The following is a 19,919-nucleotide window of genomic DNA, read 5'->3' as shown; positions in this document are numbered from 1 at the left end:
TCCAGACGCTGTGGCGATGCGGGAAAAGTGACGGGTGTTCATCTTACCGATGAGTCATACCGCCAGTAACCTGCGCCGGACCGGCCTCTGACGAGGAGATCCCCATGCGACGACGCACCGGACACCACACCGGACGCCACACCGGACGAATCAGAACAGCCTGCGCGACTCTCGTACTCGCAACGGCCCTGCTGGCACCGCTGCCGCAGGCCGCCGCCGAGGAACCCGCACCGGTCACCGACCACTGCCTGAACCAGGGGCAGAGCCAGTGCGCGGACATCCTGCCGCCCGGGCAGAACGGCAACGCCACACTCGCCGACATCCTCGCCCACCGCGTGTTCGGCACCCGGCCCGGCCACAGCTCCGACCAACTCGGGCGCTACGGCTCGCTGGTGGGCGGATACGGCGGCCTGACCGACGCCAGGCTGACCGAGTTCTTCAACGACGCCTCCTTCGGCGTCCCGGCCGGGCAGGCCGAATCCGTCACCTCCCCACGCCCCGACGTCACCATCACGCGCGACAGGAAGACCGGCGTCCCCCACATCAAGGGCACCACCCGCTACGGCACGGAGTTCGGCGCCGGGTACGCGGCCGCGCAGGACCGGCTGTGGATGATGGACCTGTTCCGGCACATCGGACGGGGCGAGCTGACCTCCTTCGCCGGCGGCGCGCTCGCCAACCAGGGCCTGGAGCAGCAGTTCTGGCCACAGGCCCCGTACACCGAGGCCGACTACGAGGCCCAGATCGCCCGGATCCGCAGCACCGAGGGCGCCCGCGGCGAGCAGGCCATGGAGGACGCGCAGGCGTACGTCGACGGCATCAACGCCTACCGGCAGCAGTCCAAGGACGGCCGCTACTTCCCCGGCGAGTACGTCCTCACCGGCCACATCGACTCGATCACCAACGTCGGCGAGATCCAGCCGTTCAGGCTCACCGACCTGATCGTCATCGCCTCCGTCGTCGGCGGCCAGTTCGGCGGCGGAGGCGGCGGCGAGGTGCAGGCGGCCCTCTCCCTGCTGGCCGCCCAGCAGAAGTACGGCGTCGTCGAAGGCACCAGGGTCTGGGAGTCGTTCCGCCAGCGCAACGACCCCGAGGCCGTCCTCACCGTCCACGACGGCAGCTCCTTTCCGTACGCGCAGAAGCCCGCGAGCCCCCGCGGCACGGCCCTGCCCGACCCGGGCTCGGTCCGTCCCGAGCAGCTCGTGTACGACCGCACCGGCTCGGCGGTCACCGGCGCCAAGGCCCCCGTCCGCGCGCCGGCGAACCTCCGGCCGGCGCAGGGCATGTACGACGACGGCGTCCTGCCGCCGGGCGCGCTCGACCCGAAGCGCGGCATGTCCAACGCGCTGCTCGTCTCGGGGGCCCACACCGCGAGCGGACACCCCGTCGCCGTCTTCGGCCCGCAGACCGGCTACTTCGCCCCCCAGCTGCTGATGCTCCAGGAGCTCCAGGGCCCCGGGATCTCCGCCCGCGGCGTCGCCTTCGCCGGTGTCGGCATGTACGTCCAGATGGGCCGCGGCCAGGACTACGCCTGGTCCGCCACCTCCGCCGCCCAGGACATCACCGACACCTACGCCGTCGAGCTGTGCCAGGACGACACCCACTACCTCTACCGGGGCACCTGCACCGCCATGGAGAAGCTGGAGAAGCGCAACTCCTGGAAGCCCACCGTCGCCGACGGGACCGCGGCCGGCTCCTACCGCATGCAGGTCTGGCGCACCAAGTACGGCATCGTCACCCACCGCGCCACCGTCGCGGGCAAGCCCGTCGCCTACACCTCGCTGCGCTCCACCTACCGCCACGAGGCCGACTCGATCATCGGCTTCCAGATGCTCAACGACCCGTCGTACGTCAAGGACGCCTCCTCCTTCCAGCAGGCCGTCCACACCATCGACTACGCCTTCAACTGGTTCTACGCGGACTCCCGCACGACCGCCTACTACAACAGCGGGATGAATCCCGTGCGGGCGTCCGGCATCGATCCGGCCCTGCCCGTGAAGGCGGAACAGCCCTTCGAGTGGCAGGGCTTCGACCCGGCGGCCAACACGGCCGCGTACACGCCCTTCGCGCAGCATCCGCGCTCCAGCGGCCAGGACTACTACATCTCGTGGAACAACCGGCAGGCCGCGGACTACAACACGGCGGGCTTCGGCTTCGGTTCCGTGCACCGCGGCGATCTGCTCGACGACCGGGTCGCGAAGCTCGTCGCGGACGGGGGCGTGACCCGGGCCTCGCTCACCCGTGCCATGGCGGAGGCGGGCCTCACCGATCTGCGCGGGGAGCAGCTGCTGCCCGAGCTGCTGAAGATCGTACGGAGCGCCCCGGTCACCGATCCTCGTCTGAACACCGCGATCCAGCAGCTCGACTCCTGGCGCGCGGCCGGTGCACAGCGCAAGGAGACCTCGCCCGGCTCGCACACCTACGGGCACGCCGACGCCGTACGGATCATGGACGCCTGGTGGCCGCTGCTGGTGGAGGCCGAGTTCCGGCCGGGCCTCGGTGACGACCTCTACCGGTCGCTGACGGCGAGCATCGCCGTCGACGAGTCGCCGGCAGCCCACCACGGGCCGGCGGGCGGGCACAGCGGCTCGGCGTTCCAGTACGGCTGGTGGGGCTTCACCGACAAGGACCTGCGGCAGGTGCTGGGGGAGCAGGTCGGGGGCCCGCTGGCGAAGACGTACTGCGGCGGCGGGCAGCTCACCGCCTGCCGTGACGCACTGCTGACGACGCTCGGGCAGGCCGTGGTGAGGCCTGCGACGGAGGTCTATCCCGGCGACGACACCTGCGGCGCCGGCGACCAGTGGTGCGCCGACGCGCTCGTGCACCGTGCCCTGGGCGGCATCACGCATCCGACGGTCCACTGGCAGAACCGCCCGACGTACCAGCAGGTCGTCGAGTTCCCCTCGCACCGCCCGTAGCCGGCACCGTGCCCTGCGGGGGAGAGTCCCCCGCAGGGCACGCGCATCACCGGTACAGCAGATACTCCCGGCGTACCGCGCGGAACGCGGCCAGGTCCTGCTGCCAGGCCCGGACGACGTCGTCGGGGCCGGCGCCCGCGTCGATCAGTGTGCGCACCCGTGTGGAGCCGGTGAGTTTGTCGATCCAGTTGTCGGAGCGCCAGGCGAAGCCGCTCCAGCTGCGCTTGGCCGTCACCAGCAGCGCGATGCCGGTACGGACCGGGTCGAAGACGTCCCGGTCGTGGACGTGCAGCTGCACGCCCCCCACGGTCTTGCCCTGGAACTTGGAGAAGGTCGGCGCGAAGTACGCCTCCCTGAACCGCACTCCGGGCAGTTCCAGTGCGTTCGCCGCCTCCGCCCAGGCCCGGTCGATGCCCTCGGCGCCGAGCAGTTCGAACGGGCGGGTGGTGCCCCGGCCCTCGGACAGGTTCGTGCCCTCGAACAGACAGGTACCGGAGTAGACGAGCGCGGTGTCCGGCGTCGGCATGTTGGGGCTCGGCGGCACCCAGGGCAGCCCGGTCGCGTCGTAGAAGTCGTCACGCCGCCAGCCCGACATCGGGACCACGTCCAGCTCCACCGGCGTGGCCAGGAACTCGCCGTTGAAGAGCCGCGCGAGTTCGGCGACGGTCATGCCGTGCGCCTGGGCGATCGGCTCACGGCCCACGAAGGTCGCGAACGCCTTGTCCAGGACCGGCCCGAGCGCCGCCCGCCCCGTGACCGGATTCGGCCGGTCCAGCACGACCAGCCGCTTTCCCGCGAGCGCGGCCGCCTCCATGCAGTCGTACAGCGTCCAGATGTAGGTGTAGAAGCGGGCGCCGGCGTCCTGGATGTCGAACACGATCGTCCCGACGCCGGACGCGGTGAAGATGTCGGCGAGCGGCTGTCCGCTCTTGAGGTACGTGTCGTACACGGGCAGCCCGGTCGCGGGATCGTCGTATCGGCCCTCGGAGCCGCCCGCCTGGGCGGTGCCGCGGAAGCCGTGCTCCGGTCCGAAGACGGCGACGAGGTCCACCCGGTCGTCGGCGTGCATGACGTCGACGATGTGGCGGGCCTCGCGGGTGATGCCGGTCGGGTTGGTGACGACGCCGACCCGCTCGCCGGACAGCAGCCGGTACCCGTCGGCGGAGAGCCGTTCGAAGCCGGTGCGCAGCCGGCTCCGACCGCTGTGCGCCGCGGCGGGTGAGACGGCGGAGGCGGTCGCGGCCAGGGCGCCTGCCGCGCCTCCCGCCGCCAGCAGGCCCCGTCTGGACAGGCTCATCGCACAACCTCCGTGATCGCTACATCTGTCATGGCCACGCACGGTAGCGCGGGCTCCGGCCGCGCGGAACGTGCCGGACGCCACGGTTCGCCGCGACCCTCTTCCGTGCACACATACCGACTGGTTAGTCTGCCGTCTTGAGTGAGCCGCAACGGAGAGGCAGGTCCGATGAGCACGGTGCAGGGCGCGAACGTGGTGGTCACCGGCGCGGGCGGCGGAATCGGCGCCGCCCTCGCCCGGCGGTTCGTAGCGGAGGGCGCACGCGTCGCCGTCAACGACATCGACCCCGGCAGGACCAAGGCCATAGCCGACGAGATCGGCGCCCTCGCCGTCCCCGGCGACGCGTCCGCCATCGTCGAGGAGGCCAGGGACGCGCTCGGCGGCACCGTCGACATCTACTGCGCCAACGCCGGACTCGCCTCGCCCGGCGACGGATTCGCCGGCGAGGACGTCTGGGCCGCCGCCTGGGACGTCAACGTCATGGCACACGTACGGGCGGCGCGCACCCTGCTGCCCCACTGGCTGGAGCGCGGCAGCGGCCGCTTCGTCTCCACCGTCTCCGCGGCCGGACTGCTCACCATGATCGGCGCGGCCCCGTACAGCGTCACCAAGCACGGCGCGCTCGCCTTCGCCGAATGGCTCTCGCTGACGTACCGTCACCGCGGCCTGAAGGTCCACGCCATCTGCCCGCAGGGCGTCCGTACGGACATGCTCACCGCGGCCGGATCGGCCGGCGAACTCGTCCTCGCCCCCAGCGCCATCGAGCCCGAGGACGTCGCCGACGCACTCTTCGAAGGCATCGAGGCCGACCGCTTCCTCATCCTTCCCCACCCCGAGGTCGCCGGCTTCTACCAGGCCCGCGCCGCAGAGCCCGACCGCTGGCTGGCCGGCATGAACCACCTCCAGCAGAAGTGGGAAGGAGCCGGCGAGTGAGCGCGTCCCCCTACGCGGCCCGGCCCTGGCTCGCCCAGCTCACCGAAGCCCAGCGGGCACCCGTGCGCCCGCCCGCGACCGTCGTGCACTCCTTCCGCGCCGCCGTCGAACGGGCCCCGGACCACACCGCGCTCGCCTACTTCGACGGACGCCTCAGCTATCGCGAGACGGACGAGCTGTCCGACTCCGTCGCCGGCACCCTCGCGGCCCGCGGCGTCGCACGCGGCGACCGGGTCGCCCTCATGCTCCAGAACACCCCGCACTTCGTGCTCGCCCTCCTCGGCGCCTGGAAGGCCGGGGCCACCGTCGTCCCGCTCAACCCGATGTACAAGTCCTCCGAGGTCGCCCACGTCCTCAAGGACTCGGGCGCGACGGCGCTGATCTGCTCGGACCGCGCCTGGGAGACGTATCTGCGCGAGACCGCCGGGGCCTCGCCCCTGCGGTTCGCCGTCACCGCCTGCGAACTGGACCTGCAGTCACGCGACGACAACCGCGTCCTCGGCTTCGAACGGCTGCCCGCGCCCCACGACACCGACGACCTCCTCACCGCCGCCCGGGCCGGCCTGGCCGCACCCGAGGGCCGTGAACTCGGCGCCGCCGACGTGGCGTTGATCAGCTACACCTCCGGCACCAGCGGCACCCCCAAAGGCGCCATGAACCTGCACGGCGGCATCACCTACAACGCCGAACGCCAGCGCACCGGCCACCCCGTCCCCGAAGGCGCCTGCTACTTCGCCCTCGCCCCGCTCTTCCACATCACCGGCATGGTCTGCCAGCTCGCCGCCTGCCTCGCCAACGCCGGCACCCTCGCCCTCGCCCACCGCTTCGACGCCGGCGTCGTGCTCGACGCCTTCGCCGAGCACCGGCCCGCCTACACCGTCGGCCCCTCCACCGCCTTCATGGCGCTGGCCGCCCACCCCGCCGTCACCCCAGGCCACTTCACCTCCTTCGACGTCATATCCTCAGGCGGCGCGCCCGTGCCACCGGCCCTCGTCGAGAAGTTCCGCGCGAGCCTCGGCCCCTACATCCGCAACGGCTACGGACTCACCGAGTGCACCGCGCCCTGCGCGTCCGTACCGCCGGAGCGCGAGGCCCCGGTCGACCCGGCCTCCGGCACCCTCTCCGTCGGCATCCCCGGCCCCGACACGGTCGTCCGGATCCTCGACGACAGCGGTGACGAGGTGCCCTTCGGCGAGCACGGCGAGATCGCCGTCCGCGGACCGCAGGTCGTGCCCGGCTACTGGCAGCTGCCCGACGCCACCGCCACCGCCTTCCCCGAGGGCGAGCTGCGCACCGGGGACATCGGCTTCATGGACGCCGACGGCTGGCTGTACGTCGTCGACCGCAAGAAGGACATGATCAACGCCTCGGGCTTCAAGGTCTGGCCGCGTGAGGTCGAGGACGTCCTCCACACCCATCCCGCGATCCGCGAGGCGGCCGTCGTCGGCGTCCCGCACCCCTACCGCGGTGAGACCGTGAAGGCGTACGTCAGCCTCCGCCCGGGCGCCTCCGTCGGGCCCGACGAACTCGCCGGATACTGCGCCGACCGCCTCGCGGCGTACAAGTACCCACGGCAGGTCGAGATCCTGGACGAGCTCCCGAAGACGACTAGTGGGAAGATCCTCAGGCGGGAACTGCGTTCCCGGTCATAGACACGAGGAACGAGAAGACGATTCCGAGCGAAAGGCGGGTGGCGGCAATGGCCAGGACGACGGACGGGAACGGCACCCCCGTCCCCCAGAGGCTGCTGGCCGCCGCCACCCGGCTCTTCGCCGAGCAGGGGTACGACCGCACGTCCGTCCAGGAGATCGTCGAGGCGGCGGGCGTCACCAAAGGCGCGCTCTACCACTACTTCGGCTCCAAGGAGGACCTCCTCCAGGAGGTCTACTCACGGGTGCTGAGGCTCCAGCAGGAACGCCTCGACGCCTTCGCGGACGCGGACGCGCCCGTCGAGGAGCGCCTGCGGTCCGCCGCCGCCGACGTCGTCGTGACCACGATCGACAACCTCGACGACGCGGCGATCTTCTTCCGCTCCATGCACCACCTCAGCCCGGAGAAGAACAAGCAGGTCCGCGCGGAACGCAGGCACTACCACGAGCGCTTCCGCGCCCTCATCGAGGAGGGGCAGCACAGCGGAGTGTTCTCCGACGCGACCCCCGCGGACCTGGTGGTGGACTACCACTTCGGCTCCGTCCACCACCTGTCCACCTGGTACCGCCCGGACGGACCGCTGACCCCGCAGGAGGTCGCCGACCACCTCGCCGACCTGCTGCTCAGGGCACTGCGCCCCTGACCGCGGCCCGGGGCGGCGAAGCCCCCGGGACGGCCCACAGCTACGGGACGGCTACAGGTACTTCTTCAGCTCACGCCGCGCCAGCGACCGCTGGTGCACCTCGTCCGGCCCGTCCGCCAGCATCAGCGTCCGCGCCCCCGCCCACAGCTCGGCCAGCGGGAAGTCCTGGCTCACCCCGCCGGCGCCGTGCACCTGCACCGCCCTGTCGAGGATGCCCACGACCGCACGAGGCGTGGCGATCTTGATCGCCTGGATCTCGGTGTGCGCACCGCGATTGCCGACCGTGTCCATCAGCCACGCGGTCTTCAGCACCAGCAGCCGCAGCTGCTCCACCGTCACCCGGGCGTCCGCGATCCAGTTCTGCACCACGCCCTGCTGGGCGATCGGCTTGCCGAAGGCGGTACGGGACACGGCGCGGCGGCACATCAGCTCGATCGCCCGCTCCGCCATGCCGATCAGCCGCATGCAGTGGTGGATGCGGCCCGGTCCGAGCCGCGCCTGGGCGATCGCGAAACCGCCGCCCTCCTCGCCGATCAGGTTGGACGCCGGTACGCGGACGTCGTTGAAGACGACCTCCGCATGGCCGCCGTGGGAGTGGTCCTCGTACCCGTACACCTGCATGGCGCGCCGGACCTCGACGCCGGGAGTGTCGCGCGGGACGAGGATCATCGACTGCTGGCGCCGGATGTCGTCCCCGTCCGGGTCGGTCTTGCCCATCACGATGAAGATCCGGCAGTTCGGGTTCATCGCGCCGGAGATGTACCACTTGCGGCCGTTGACGACGTACTCGTCGCCCCGGCGCTCGATCCGCGTCTCGATGTTGGTCGCGTCGGAAGAGGCCACCTCGGGCTCGGTCATCGCGAAGGCCGAGCGGATGTCCGCGGCCAGCAGCGGCTCCAGCCACTGCTTCTTCTGCTCCTCGCTGCCGAACTGGGCCAGCACCTCCATGTTGCCGGTGTCCGGCGCCGCGCAGTTCAGGGCCGTGGGGGCCAAGTGCGGGCTGCGTCCGGTGATTTCGGCGAGCGGCGCGTACTGGAGGTTGGCCAGGCCACCGCCGTGCTCCGCGTCCGGCAGGAAGAGGTTCCACAGGCCCTGCTTACGGGCCTCGGCCTTCAGCTCGTCCATGATCGCCGGGGTGTCCCACGGTGAGGCGAGCTTCGCGCGCTGCTCGTGCTCGACCGCCTCGGCCGGGTAGACGTACTCGTCCATGAAGGCGAGCAGCCTGGCCCGCAGCTCCTCGGTGCGGGCGTCGAATGCGAAGTCCATGGGGTGATCAGCCTTCCTGGAGAGTGGTGAGGCCGTGCTCGATGAAAACAGGAACGAGATCGCCGATCCGGTCGAAGCCGGCGCCGACGGTCTGGCCGAGGGTGTAGCGGTAGTGGATGCCCTCCAGGATCACGGCGAGCTTGAACCAGGCGAACGCCGTGTACCAGGAGATGGCGGAGACGTCCCGGCCGGACCGCGCGGCGTAGCGCTCGACCAGCTCGGCGGCGTCCGGATGGCCCGCGGCCCCCGCGGTCGTGCTGATGGGGGAGTCGGGCAGCTCCAGCTTCTGGCTGTACATCACCAGCAGTCCGACGTCGGTGAGCGGATCGCCGAGCGTCGACATCTCCCAGTCGAGGATCGCCCTGATCCGCTCGTCGTCGCCGACCAGGACGTTGTCGAGGCGGTAGTCGCCGTGGATGACGGCGGGCGCCGGGGAGGTGGGCAGTGCGCGGCCGAGGGCGGCGTGCAGCTCGTCGATCCCGGCGAGGTCGCGGCCCCGGGAGGCGTCGAGCTGCTTGCCCCAGCGGCGCAGCTGCCGGTCGAGGAAGCCCTCCGGGCGGCCGAAGTCGCCGAGGCCCACCGATCCTGGGTCCACGGCGTGCAGCTCGACGAGCGTGTCGACGAGGCCGAGCAGGGCGTTGCGGGTGCGCTCGGGCCCGAGCGGGGCGAGCTGCTCGGCCGTACGGTACGGAGTGCCCTCGACGAACTCCATGACGTAGAACGGCGCACCGAGCACGGACTCGTCCTCGCACAGCAGCACCGGCTCGGGTACCGGCACGGCCGTGGGGTGCAGCGCGCTGATGACCCGGTGCTCACGCTTCATGTCATGGGCGGTGGCGAGCACATGCCCGAGCGGCGGCCGACGGACCACCCACCGGTGGGTGCCGTCGGTGACGGCGTAGGTGAGGTTCGAACGGCCGCCCTGGATCAACCGGGCGCTGAGCGGTCCGCTCACCAGGCCCGGCCGCTCGCGGTCGAGATGGCCGCGCAGCGCTTCGGGGTCGAGGCCCGGGGGGTGGACTGAGCTCATCGGGGTACCTCCGGTGGGGCGGCAGATCGGCTCCGCACATGATGACCGACCAGTCGGTATGTCGTCCAGGGCGGGTGGGGGAAAGCGTGCTCCGCGCTCTGGCCTCAGGATCGTATTCTTGAATAGAGTTCACGTATGGATACAACTGCTGCGCTGATTGTCGACACGGTCCGGCTCACTCCGATCCTCATGGCCGATCCACCGCTCCTCAACACCCAGGGCGTCCACCAGCCGTACACCCCGCGACTCGTCGTGGAGGTCGTCACGCGAGGCGGGGTGACGGGCGTGGGAGAGACCTACGGCGACGGGAAGTACCTGGAGCTGGCCAAGCCGCTCGCCGAGGCGCTGCCCGGCCGCTCGGTCACCGATCTGAACGGACTCTTCGGCCTCGCGGACGAGGTGTGCGGCGATTCGGGAGCCGCCGACGAGCGGGTGGACGCGGGCGGACTGCGAGGTGTCCAGACCGCCGACAAACTCAGGCTCTCGGTCGTCTCCGGCTTCGAGGTCGCCTGTCTGGACGCCCTGGGCAAGACGCTGGGGCTGCCCGTGCACGCCCTGCTCGGCGGCAAGGTCCGCGACTCCGTCGAGTACAGCGCCTATCTCTTCTACCGCTGGGCCGCCCACCCGGAGGGCGGCGAGGCCGATGACCGGGGCGCCGCGCTCGACCCGGCGGGAGTCGTCGCACAGGCGCGCCGGTTCGAGCGCGAACACGGCTTCGGCTCCTTCAAGCTCAAGGGTGGTGTCTTCGAACCCGACCGGGAGATCGCCGCGATCCGGGCGCTCGCCGACGCCTTTCCCGGCCGGCCGCTGCGGCTCGACCCGAACGGCGCCTGGTCCGTCGGCACGTCGCTGTACGTCGCGGAGGAGCTCAAGGGGGTCCTGGAGTACCTGGAGGACCCGGCGTCCGGAATCGACCGGATGGCCGAGGTCGCGGCGGGCACGGAGCTGCCGCTGGCGACCAACATGTGCGTGACGACGTTCCCCGAGATCCCGGAAGCCTTCGCCCGTGACGCCGTACAGATCGTGCTGTCCGACCATCATTACTGGGGCGGTCTGCACAAGACCCGTGAACTGGCCGCGATCTGCCGGACGTACGGGGTGGGACTGTCGATGCACTCCAACACCCATCTGGGGATCAGCCTCGCCGCGATGACGCATGTCGCCGCGACCGTCCCGGACCTCCGGCACGCCTGCGACAGCCACTACCCGTGGCAGACCGAGGACGTCATCACCACCCGCCACGTCTTCAGGAACGGCCGGCTGACCGTCTCCGACGCGCCCGGCCTCGGTGTCGCACTGGACCGCGAGCGGCTGGAGGTGCTGCACCGGCGCTGGCTGGAGGACGACGGCACGATGCGCGACAGGGACGACGCGGCCGCCATGCGCAAGGCGCAGCCGCAGTGGCAGAGCCCGCCCACCCCGCGCTGGTGAACCCCCCGCGCCGGCGAACGCCCTGAGTGCCGCCGGGCCACCGCCCGCACGGGGCGCCCGCGCCGGCCACGCCCGCACCCGTCACGCGTGACATGTCACCGAACGCCGTCATGCGTCACGCGTTACTCGTTGCGCGTCGCCCGTCACGCGTGACATGCCACCGGAACACCGCCGTTCATCACCGTCATGTCCCCGAAGACCGCGGCGATGTCCAGCGGTGAGCCCTCCGGCAGCCCGTCCAGTTCGGCGTACGCGCGATGGAGATTGGCCACCAGCCGCTCGCTCTCGCGCAGCGCGGCGAACTCCCCGAGGTCCGCGCCCTGTGCGGCCTCCAGCGGGGTGAGGCCCTTGGCGCGCGCGGCCTCGGCGAGCTCGGCGACGTACAGCAGATACCGTTCCGTCGCGTCGTACGCCGACGGATCCGTGACCGGGCCGTGGCCCGGGACGACCGTCCCGGCGTCCAGGGAACGCAGCAGCCCGAGCGCGCGCAGCGAGCCGCTCAGCGAGCCCATGGGGATGAACGGCGTGCCGCCCTGGAAGATCAGGTCGCCGGTGAAGACGACCCCGTGCTCCGGGAGATGGACGATCGTGTCACCGACGGTGTGGGCGGCGCCCGGGTGGATCAGCCGTACCTCCGTCCCGCCGGCGCGGAGCGTCAGCCGCTCGCTGTACGTCGTGCCGGGCGGGGTGATGGTGATGTCGCCGAAGTCGGTCTCCGGCCAGATGAGATGGAGCTGGTGTCCGGCCGCGATCACCTCCTGCCGGCAGGACTCGTGACCGACGACGACCGCCTCGGGCGTGAACACACCGTTGCCGTATGTGTGATCGCCGTGGTGGTGCGTGTTGACGAGCGTACGCGGCAGCGGCGCGCCGGTCGCCAGGAGCGCCTCGCGCAGCAGCCGGGCCCGCTCCTCGGTGGCGGCGGTGTCCACGAGCAGCGTGGACTGTCCGTCACTGACGAACCCGGCGTTGTTGAGGCACCAGCCGCCGTCCGGCTGCACATAGGCGTGCACGGACGGAGCGAGGCGGACCGTGTACGGCTCGGTGGCGGGCACCGCGACTCCCGGAGATGGTGGTCGACTGACGGGGCAAGCCTGCCGGCCGGCCGCCGCCGCGCGGAAGCGGGCCCGTCAGTGATCGTCCCAGTGCCCGTCGTGCGCGGCGTGGCGGTGTCCGTCGTGCACGTAGTCGACATGGTCGCCATGGCGAACCGACACGTGCCCGCAGCCGTCGCCGTGCTGATGGGCGTGCTCGTCGTGGGCGACGTGCCCGCCCGGTTCGCACTCGTCCCAGTGGCCCTGGTGCGACCGGTGCAGATGACCGTCGTGCGCGTAGTCGATGTGATCGCCGTGCACGATCTCGGTGTGCCCGCAGCCCGGTCCGTGGGCGTGCTCATGAGTGGGGTGTTCCTGGTGGAGAACGGTCATGTCGCTCACCTTCGAGGTGGTTCGGGAGGGATCAGGGCGCCGGGCTGCGCCGGCCGGTCCCACGCTAGTCCGGAATGCCCCTTTGTTCCGGCTTCTGTCGCTGCGCCGCCCGCGTGGTGACTCCCTGTGAGGGCATCGCGTGTGCGCGGGCCGCTCCGGCTTGCGCAAGCCCCGGGCGGGCCGGAGGGTCGGACGTATGAAGGCGATCAGCTACCGCCGCTACGGCGGTCCCGAGGTCCTGGAGTACGGCGAACTGCCGGAGCCCAAGGTCGGCCCGGACACCGTCCTGGTCGGAGTGCGGGCGGCGGCCGTCAACCCGGTCGACTGGAAGTGCCGCGAAGGCTACCTGGACCCCGTCCTCGACGCCGTCTTCCCGGTGGTCCCCGGCTGGGACGTCGCCGGGACCGTCGTCCGCACCGGTGCCTCCGTCCCGGAGTTCGACGTCGGCGACGAGGTGATCGGCTACGTCCGGGAGGACCTCCTCTGCCACGGCACCTTCGCCGAGTACGTGGCCGCCCCGGTCCGCACCCTCGCCCGCAAACCGCGCAACCTGAGCTTCGAGGAGGCGGCCGGACTGCCGCTGGCCGGTCTCACCGCGTACCAGGTGCTCACCCAGGCGCTCGGCGTCGGACACGGCGACACCCTTCTCGTGCACGCCGCCGCCGGCGGGGTCGGATCGATCGCCGTGCAGCTCGCCCGCCACTTCGGCGCGCGGGTCATCGGCACGGCCAGTGAGCCCTCCCACGAGCATCTGCGCGATCTGGGCGCCGAGCCGGTCACCTACGGCGAGGGGCTGGCCGAGCGGGTACGGGCCCTGGCCCCCGGCGGCGTCGACGCGATCTTCGACAGCGTGGGCGGCGAGGCCCTGAGCGTCTCGGCGGAGCTGCTCGCCGACGGCGGAAGGCTCGCCTCCATCGCCGACCCCGCGGTCACCGCACTCGGCGGACGCTATGTCTTCGTACGGCCGAACACCGCGGACCTCTACCGGCTGAGCGAACTCGCCGAGGAGGAGATCATCTCCGTCCACGTGGCCCGTAGCTTCCCGCTGGAGAGGACGGCCGACGCACACCGGCTCAGTCAGGAGGGCCACACCCGCGGAAAGATCGTCGTCACCCTCGACGGCGAGGACTGACACCCACCGGGCAGCGGCTCACCACACGATCGCGACGGCGAACGCGGCGAGCGCCAGCGTGCAGGCGGTCGCGGCCAGCGCCTGGCCGAAGGGCATCGCGCCCGGCGGCCGGAGCACGGCCATCGCCCTGATGCGCCGGTGCGCCAGCGACAGGAACGCCAGCCACACCAGTGCGCTGAGCGCGAAGGCGACGGCATCGCTCCCGCCGAGCCCCTGGTGGTGCACGACCTGCCGGGCCGCCAGCACCGCCGCCACCGTGAACGCGAGCGTCGTCCGACGCCATGCCAGCCGGGTCCGCTCCGGCTGCAGCCCGGGATCGCGCACAGCGGGACCGGAACTCACCCGCGCCCCCACGCCACGACCACCACCATGGTGACCGAGACGGCGGCCACGACCAGCGCCAGGACCGAGGGGAAGCGCGACACGGGCAGGTCCTCGCCGCGCCGCATCGCCCGTTCGCAGCGCACCCAGTGATTGACCGCCCGGAACGCGCAGAGCACTCCCGCCCCGATCAGCGCGAGCGACAGCCCCACCCGCACACCCCACCGCAGATCGGGCAGGAACTGGTCGACGGCGAAGCCTCCGGCGATGAGCGCGAGCGCGGTCCGGATCCAGGCGAGGAAGGTGCGCTCATTGGCGAGCGAGAAGCGGTAGTCGGGCGTCTCGCCCTCGTCCCGGATCCGCCCGGGCGCGAACCACAGCCGCAGACTCCGTACCCAATCGCTCACCCGCCGCAGCCTACTGCCCCGTGGGGCGGGCGCCGCCGTGCCCCCGCGCAGGCGGCCGGAGCCCGCGGAGCCGCTCGTACGCGGCGAGGCCGTCCGGTACCCACTGCCACTCGCCGAGCCGCGCCACCAGCTCGGACTCCGGGAGGAAGGCGTGCCAGGCGACCTCCTCGGCCTGCGGGTGCACCGGCAGCTCGCAGCGGACCTCGTACACCGCGGACCACCAGGTCTGCGGGATCGCGTCCGGGTCGGCGTCCGGGGCCTCGTACAGGAACGTGAAGAGCGGTACGGGGCGGGGGAGTCCGACGACGCCCAGCTCCTCCTCCGCCTCGCGCAGCGCCGCGTCGTCGTACGACTCGCCCGCGCCGACGACACCGCCGACGAACATGTCGTACAGGGACGGGAAGACGAGCTTCGTCGGGGTCCGGCGATGCACGAAGATCCGGCCCCGCGCATCCCGGGCCTGGACGAAGACGCAGCGATGGCGCAGACCGCGTGCGTACGCCTCGCCGCGCGGGGCCTGGCCGATGACCTCGTCGTTCTCGTCGACGATGTCGAGGATCTCGTCGGCGGGGCCCGAAGCGGGGCCCGGAGCGGGGCCAGGGCGGGGGCCCGAGGCGGGATCCGGCCCCGGACGGGACTCCGGATGCGGCTCCGGACGGGAAGCGGTGCTCATGCGGCCATGAAATCACCGGGCCGTCGTGCGGGCCGAACTGTTGACGAGTTACCGCCGCGTACAGAAGATCGGAGCCATCCGACAGCCCGCCGCTCCGAGAGGGACGTGACCCATGCCGTACGACACCGATGTCATCGTGATCGGGGCAGGACTGGCGGGCCTCGTGGCCACCGCGGAGCTGGTCGACGCCGGGCGCAGGGTCATCCTGCTCGACCAGGAGCCCGAGCAGTCGATCGGCGGACAGGCCCACTGGTCGTTCGGCGGCCTCTTCTTCGTCGACTCGCCGGAACAGCGCCGGATGCGCATCAAGGACAGCCACGACCTCGCCCTCCAGGACTGGCTCGGCACCGCCGGCTTCGACCGCGAGGAGGACCACTGGCCACGCCGGTGGGCCGAGGCGTACGTCGACTTCGCCGCCGGTGAGAAGCGGTCCTGGCTGCACGCGCAGGGGGTCAGGTTCTTCCCGGTCGTCGGCTGGGCCGAGCGCGGCGGCTACGACGCCAACGGGCACGGGAACTCCGTGCCGCGTTTCCACATCACCTGGGGTACCGGCCCGGGCCTCGTCGAGCCCTTCGAGCGCAGGGTGCGTGAGGGCGTCGCGCGCGGACTCGTCGAACTGCGCTTCCGGCACCGGGTGACCGGCCTCGCACGCACGGCCGGGGCCGTCGACACCGTGACCGGCGAGATCCTTCAGCCGTCCGACGCCGAGCGCGGCAGTGCGAGCAGCCGCGAGGTCGCCGGGTCCTTCGAACTCCGCGCCCAGGCCGTCGTCGTCACCTCCGGAGGCATCGGCGGCAACCACGACCTCGTCCGCTCCCAGTGGCCCGAGCGGCTCGGCACCCCGCCACAGAAGATGCTGTCCGGTGTCCCGGCCCATGTCGACGGGCTGATGCTCGGCATCGCGGAGACGGCCGGCGCCCGGCACATCAACCGCGACCGCATGTGGCACTACACCGAGGGCATCGAGAACTGGAACCCGATCTGGGCCCGGCACGGCATCCGTATCCTGCCCGGTCCCTCCTCGCTCTGGCTGGACGCGCGCGGACGGCGGCTGCCCGTACCGCTCTTCCCCGGCTTCGACACCCTCGGGACGCTGGAGCACATCACCAAGTCCGGCTACGACTACACCTGGTTCGTCCTCGACCAGCGCATCATCGGCAAGGAGTTCGCGCTCTCCGGCTCCGAGCAGAACCCGGACCTGACGGGCAGGTCAGTGCGCGGTGTCATCGACCGGGCACGCGCCGAAGTGCCGGGCCCGGTCAAGGCGTTCATGGACAACGGAGCGGACTTCGTCGTCGAGAAGGACCTCGGCGCACTGGTGCGCGGCATGAACGCGCTCACCAAGGAGCCCCTCATCGACGAGGCCGCGCTGCGCCGCGAGATCACCGCCCGCGACCGGGAGATCGCCAACCCGTTCACCAAGGACCTCCAGATCACGGCGATGCGCGGGGCCCGCAAGTACCTCGGCGACAAGCTCATCCGCACCGCGTCCCCGCACCGCATCCTCGACCCCGCGGCCGGGCCGCTCATCGCCGTACGGCTCAACATCCTGACCCGGAAGTCCCTCGGCGGCCTGGAGACGGACCTGTCCTCCCGTGTTCTCACGGAGGGCGGCGAGCCGCTGCCGGGGATGTACGCGGCGGGCGAGGCGGCGGGCTTCGGCGGCGGCGGCGTCCACGGCTACCGGTCGCTCGAAGGCACCTTCCTCGGCGGCTGCATATTCTCCGGCCGCGCGGCGGGCCGGGCGGCGGCCGAGGCGGTCGCCTGACCCCGGTCCCTTCCGCGTGCGGCGAGGGGCAGGTCCTGACCCGCGGCCGGACCCGGGGTGCGCGGACCACACCCCGGGCCGGCCCGTTCGCCCCGGGTTCCGGCCCGTGCGCTTCGGGCCGGCCCGTGCGCTCCGGGGAGCGTGGCTAGGGGGTGTCCAGGCGGCGGACCACGCGGAAGCGTTCCGCCACGAGCATGGTCGTGTCGTCGACCGTGAAGTCCGGGGCGCCCAGGGCCTCGCGCATCTCCTGGCTGTGCCAGAAGCGTTCGTGGGCCGCGCGCCAACCATCGTTCCGGCACCGGGTGTTCGCGCTCGCGGACCCGTACCGCAAACCGCTCTTGACGTGGAGCCATGCCTACCGCTTTGCTGTGCGCGACCACTCGGTCACATCCAGATGTGAGAGATGTGAAAGAAGCACGCGGGTGCCCCCACCTCCGCCTCCACCCCCGCTCGGCCGCGGACGCCGCCGTGCCGGGCGCTCCGGCCAGACCCTCGACCCGGCGCTCGACGACACCGAACTCATCGCGACCCGCGGCCAGTTGGCCCAGGGCCGCTGGGCAGCCGCACGCTCCCTGATCGTCGCGACCGGCGACGACTGGGACCGCCGGGGCCACCGTCTCGTCGTTCTCGGAGAACCCCAGTCGAGCGCCGCCTGGGCGAGCGACTGGCTGCTCGCCGAGCCCGCCAGCCCCGACGCCACCATGCTCCTCGCCTGCGCCGGCGTGCACGCGGCGCTGGGCGGCCGGGAACGTCCGGAGACGGCCCGTACGGCCTGCCTGGCCGCGGCCGAACTCGCTCCGCACGACCCGACCCCGTGGCTCGCGCAGCTCCTCCTCGCCCGCACCCTGGGCACCGAGGAAGAGGTCGTCCACCTCTTCGACGAGGTCCGGGTCCGGCACCCCGAGCACCACCACGCCCACCATCTGATGGTCGCCAGACTCGCCGAACGCCACGCCGCCGCCGGACAGGACCCGCTGCACGAGGTGTACGACTTCGCCTCCTGGGCCGCCGAACAGGCCCCGGCCGACTCCCCCCTGGCGGTCCTCCCCGTCGTCGCGCACGCCGAGCGCTACCGGGTGCTGGCCGCGGCCGGCAGCGAACCCGCCGATCCCCTCGCCTCCGGTCACTGGTCCGGCCGCCGCGCCCGACAGGTGATGAAGGCCGCCTTCGACTGGTGGCTGGAATGGGAGCGCGAGGACCACCCCCGCAACCGCGTCGACCTCAACTTCCTCGCCCACGCCAAGTACTGCGAGGGCCGCTCCGCCGAGGCCGCCGCCCTGTTCCACCGCATCGGCGCCCACGCCACCCCCGCCCCCTGGTCCTATCCGGACCAGGACCCGCACCACGCCTTCCAGGCCGCGCGCGCCGCAGCGCTCGGCACCGCCTGAACGACCATCCCCGAAGGGACCGCCCCGCCATGCCGCCGGCCAGTTCGAGCACGAGCAACACCAGAACGAGCGCCACCAGCACGAGCGACATCAACACCTACAAAGGGCAGGAACGCGCGCTGCGCGCCGACCGGCTCGGCACCCCGGGTCTGCTGCTCTCGGTGCTCGCCGCCAGCGCACCGCTGATGGTCGTCGCCGGAGTCATGCCCACCGTCTTCGGTGTGATGGGCATCGTCGGCCAGCCCCTGCTGTACGTGATCCTCGGCGTCGTGCTGATGCTGTTCAGCGTCGGCTACGCCGAGATGAGCCGCCACGTCCACAACGCCGGTGCCTTCTACGCGTACATAGCCCGGGGCCTCGGCCCCACCGCCGGCGCCGGCGCCTCGCTCGTCGCCCTCGTCGCGTACAGCGCGATGCAGGTCGGCATCTACGGCATCCTCGGCTTCGAGGTCGCCGGGCTGCTCGCCACCCATCTCGGTCTGACCGTCGCCTGGTGGGTCCCGGCGCTCGCGGCCGCCGCGGTCGTCGCCGTGCTCGGCTGGCTGAAGATCGACCTCAACGCCAGGGTGCTCGGCGTGCTCCTCGTCGTCGAGTGCGCGCTCGTCGTCATCTTCGACATCGCGGCCATCGCAGAACCGGGACCGGAGGGCCTCTCGCTCAGCGCCTTCAACCCGGACACCCTCACGGGTGCGGGCCTCGGCACCGCGCTGTGCTTCTGCATCGCCGCGTTCGTCGGCTTCGAGCAGTCCCCGGTGTACGCGGAGGAGACCAGCCGCCCCCAGGTCGTCGTCTCACGCGTGATGTTCCTCGCCGTCGGGTACGCGGCGCTGTTCCTCGCGCTCAGCGCCTGGGCGCTGACCGTGGCCACCGGTCCCGGCTCCATCACCGGACAGGCGGCCAAGGAGGGCCCCGGGCTGCTGTTCACCCTCACCGGCAGCCGGCTCGGCGGCACCTTCACCGACGTCCTGCACGTCCTCTTCGTCACCGGCATGTTCGCGGCACTGCTCAGCTTCCACAACGTCGTCGCGCGGTACGCGTTCGCCATGGGCCGCGAAGGACTGTTGCCGGCCGGCTTCGGCCGGACGAACAAGACGAGCGGCGCCCCCGCCACCGGGTCCGTGCTCCAGTCCGTGGTCTCCGTCCTGGTGATCGGGGCCTTCGCCGTCACCGACTCGATGCCGGCCGGCGATCCGACCACGCCGGTGCTCCGCCTGTTCACCTGGATGGGCAACATCGGGGCGCTCGGTGTGATCCTGCTGATGGCGGCGGCCTCCTTCGCCGTGATCGCCTTCTTCGTGCGCCGCGGCGCGGCCGGACCACAAGCCTGGCGCCTGGTCTGCTCCGGCCTCGCCGGTCTCGCGCTCGTCGCGATCGCCGTGTACACGGTCAAGGACTTCGACGTCCTGATCGGCGCCGGCCCCGGCTCCTCGCTGAGCTGGATCCTGCCCGGCATCGTCGGCGCCGCCCTGGTCGGCGGCCTGCTGTACGGCGCGGTCCTGCGTTCCGTACGACCCGAGGTGCACGCCCGTATCGGCCTCGGCAACGAGGCCTTCCGGCTGGAGCAGGCCGCGGCGCCGGAGGAGCCGGCCGGCACCAAGGCGTGAGGTCCTCGTGACCTCGGGTACCGGTCACATT

At 71.8% G+C, this 19,919-nt stretch carries 17 protein-coding genes and 1 pseudogene; 9 read left to right on the top strand and 9 right to left on the bottom strand.

What is annotated here, in order from left to right:
- Positions 1–104: 104 nt before the first annotated feature.
- Positions 105–2,918, top strand: coding sequence for a penicillin acylase family protein (locus ACIQMR_RS09485; RefSeq protein WP_401384820.1), 2,814 nt, complete (start codon positions 105–107; stop codon positions 2,916–2,918).
- A 46-nt stretch (positions 2,919–2,964) separates the two neighbouring features.
- On the opposite strand, the gene ACIQMR_RS09480 is transcribed toward ACIQMR_RS09485, so the two are convergent.
- Positions 2,965–4,215: an exo-beta-N-acetylmuramidase NamZ domain-containing protein gene (locus ACIQMR_RS09480; RefSeq protein WP_401384817.1), complete on the bottom strand. Its 1,251-nt coding sequence runs from the start codon at positions 4,213–4,215 to the stop codon at positions 2,965–2,967.
- A gap of 168 nt (positions 4,216–4,383) precedes the next feature.
- Here ACIQMR_RS09480 and ACIQMR_RS09475 point away from each other — a divergent pair, with 168 nt between their 5' ends.
- The 3 genes from ACIQMR_RS09475 to ACIQMR_RS09465 are packed head-to-tail and all read left to right on the top strand — an operon-like array spanning position 4,384 to position 7,441.
- The gene (locus ACIQMR_RS09475) at positions 4,384–5,148 is read left to right on the top strand and encodes an SDR family oxidoreductase (RefSeq protein WP_401384814.1); all 765 of its coding nucleotides are present in this window, start codon (positions 4,384–4,386) and stop codon (positions 5,146–5,148) included.
- Positions 5,145–6,800 carry an AMP-binding protein gene (locus ACIQMR_RS09470; protein ID WP_401384811.1) on the top strand — a complete coding sequence of 552 codons (1,656 nt, stop codon included), beginning with the start codon at positions 5,145–5,147 and terminating at the stop codon, positions 6,798–6,800. The genes ACIQMR_RS09475 and ACIQMR_RS09470 overlap by 4 nt, the downstream gene beginning before the upstream one ends.
- Positions 6,801–6,847: 47 nt before the next feature.
- Entirely contained in the window at positions 6,848–7,441 is a 594-nt protein-coding gene (locus ACIQMR_RS09465; protein ID WP_401384808.1) for a TetR/AcrR family transcriptional regulator, read from the top strand.
- A 51-nt stretch (positions 7,442–7,492) separates the two neighbouring features.
- Here ACIQMR_RS09465 and ACIQMR_RS09460 read toward each other — a convergent pair whose 3' ends face one another.
- Positions 7,493–8,707 carry an acyl-CoA dehydrogenase family protein gene (locus tag ACIQMR_RS09460; protein WP_401384805.1) on the bottom strand — a complete coding sequence of 405 codons (1,215 nt, stop codon included), beginning with the start codon at positions 8,705–8,707 and terminating at the stop codon, positions 7,493–7,495.
- A gap of 7 nt (positions 8,708–8,714) precedes the next feature.
- Complete coding sequence (locus tag ACIQMR_RS09455) at positions 8,715–9,737, bottom strand: phosphotransferase family protein (protein WP_401384802.1); 1,023 nt, start codon at positions 9,735–9,737, stop codon at positions 8,715–8,717.
- Positions 9,738–9,872: 135 nt separating this feature from the next.
- On the opposite strand from ACIQMR_RS09455, the gene ACIQMR_RS09450 reads away from it, so the two are divergent.
- Complete coding sequence (locus ACIQMR_RS09450) at positions 9,873–11,168, top strand: enolase C-terminal domain-like protein (RefSeq protein WP_401384799.1); 1,296 nt, start codon at positions 9,873–9,875, stop codon at positions 11,166–11,168.
- 143 nt (positions 11,169–11,311) lie between these two features.
- Here ACIQMR_RS09450 and ACIQMR_RS09445 read toward each other — a convergent pair whose 3' ends face one another.
- Together ACIQMR_RS09445 and ACIQMR_RS09440 are read right to left on the bottom strand one after the other, a co-directional pair.
- Positions 11,312–12,223, bottom strand: a complete 912-nt coding sequence (locus ACIQMR_RS09445; protein WP_401384796.1) for an MBL fold metallo-hydrolase — start codon at positions 12,221–12,223, stop codon at positions 11,312–11,314.
- A 75-nt stretch (positions 12,224–12,298) separates the two neighbouring features.
- Positions 12,299–12,595, bottom strand: a complete 297-nt coding sequence (locus ACIQMR_RS09440) for a hypothetical protein (RefSeq protein WP_401384793.1) — start codon at positions 12,593–12,595, stop codon at positions 12,299–12,301.
- Positions 12,596–12,791: 196 nt separating this feature from the next.
- Between ACIQMR_RS09440 and ACIQMR_RS09435 the strand changes: the two genes are divergently transcribed.
- The gene (locus tag ACIQMR_RS09435; RefSeq protein ID WP_401384790.1) at positions 12,792–13,727 is read left to right on the top strand and encodes an NADP-dependent oxidoreductase; all 936 of its coding nucleotides are present in this window, start codon (positions 12,792–12,794) and stop codon (positions 13,725–13,727) included.
- An 18-nt stretch (positions 13,728–13,745) separates the two neighbouring features.
- Here the strand turns inward: ACIQMR_RS09435 and ACIQMR_RS09430 are convergent, their stop codons facing one another.
- The 3 genes from ACIQMR_RS09430 to ACIQMR_RS09420 are packed head-to-tail and all read right to left on the bottom strand — an operon-like array spanning position 13,746 to position 15,128.
- Positions 13,746–14,051, bottom strand: a complete 306-nt coding sequence (locus ACIQMR_RS09430) for a DUF202 domain-containing protein (protein WP_401384787.1) — start codon at positions 14,049–14,051, stop codon at positions 13,746–13,748.
- A 14-nt stretch (positions 14,052–14,065) separates the two neighbouring features.
- On the bottom strand, positions 14,066–14,455 hold the full coding sequence (locus ACIQMR_RS09425; protein ID WP_401384784.1) for a YidH family protein: 390 nt from the start codon (positions 14,453–14,455) through the stop codon (positions 14,066–14,068).
- A 10-nt stretch (positions 14,456–14,465) separates the two neighbouring features.
- The gene (locus ACIQMR_RS09420; protein ID WP_401384782.1) at positions 14,466–15,128 is read right to left on the bottom strand and encodes an NUDIX hydrolase; all 663 of its coding nucleotides are present in this window, start codon (positions 15,126–15,128) and stop codon (positions 14,466–14,468) included.
- A gap of 112 nt (positions 15,129–15,240) precedes the next feature.
- Here ACIQMR_RS09420 and ACIQMR_RS09415 point away from each other — a divergent pair, with 112 nt between their 5' ends.
- On the top strand, positions 15,241–16,896 hold the full coding sequence (locus ACIQMR_RS09415; RefSeq protein WP_401384779.1) for an FAD-binding dehydrogenase: 1,656 nt from the start codon (positions 15,241–15,243) through the stop codon (positions 16,894–16,896).
- 145 nt (positions 16,897–17,041) lie between these two features.
- Here ACIQMR_RS09415 and ACIQMR_RS09410 read toward each other — a convergent pair.
- Positions 17,042–17,179, bottom strand: a pseudogene (locus ACIQMR_RS09410) (RNA-binding protein); the annotation flags it as partial.
- Between the two features lie 139 nt (positions 17,180–17,318).
- Here ACIQMR_RS09410 and ACIQMR_RS09405 point away from each other — a divergent pair.
- Positions 17,319–18,284 carry a hypothetical protein gene (locus ACIQMR_RS09405; RefSeq protein WP_401384776.1) on the top strand — a complete coding sequence of 322 codons (966 nt, stop codon included), beginning with the start codon at positions 17,319–17,321 and terminating at the stop codon, positions 18,282–18,284.
- Positions 18,285–18,313: 29 nt separating this feature from the next.
- Positions 18,314–19,888, top strand: coding sequence for an APC family permease (locus tag ACIQMR_RS09400; protein WP_401384773.1), 1,575 nt, complete (start codon positions 18,314–18,316; stop codon positions 19,886–19,888).
- The last annotated feature ends 31 nt before the right edge of the window (positions 19,889–19,919 follow it).

Origin of the sequence: Streptomyces sp. NPDC091376, assembly GCF_044757085.1 — a bacterium.
Taxonomy (GTDB): Bacteria; Actinomycetota; Actinomycetes; order Streptomycetales; family Streptomycetaceae; genus Streptomyces; species Streptomyces pratisoli.
The sequence above is the reverse complement of the archived record's forward strand: the minus strand, read 5'-3'. Positions and strand labels throughout refer to the sequence as shown.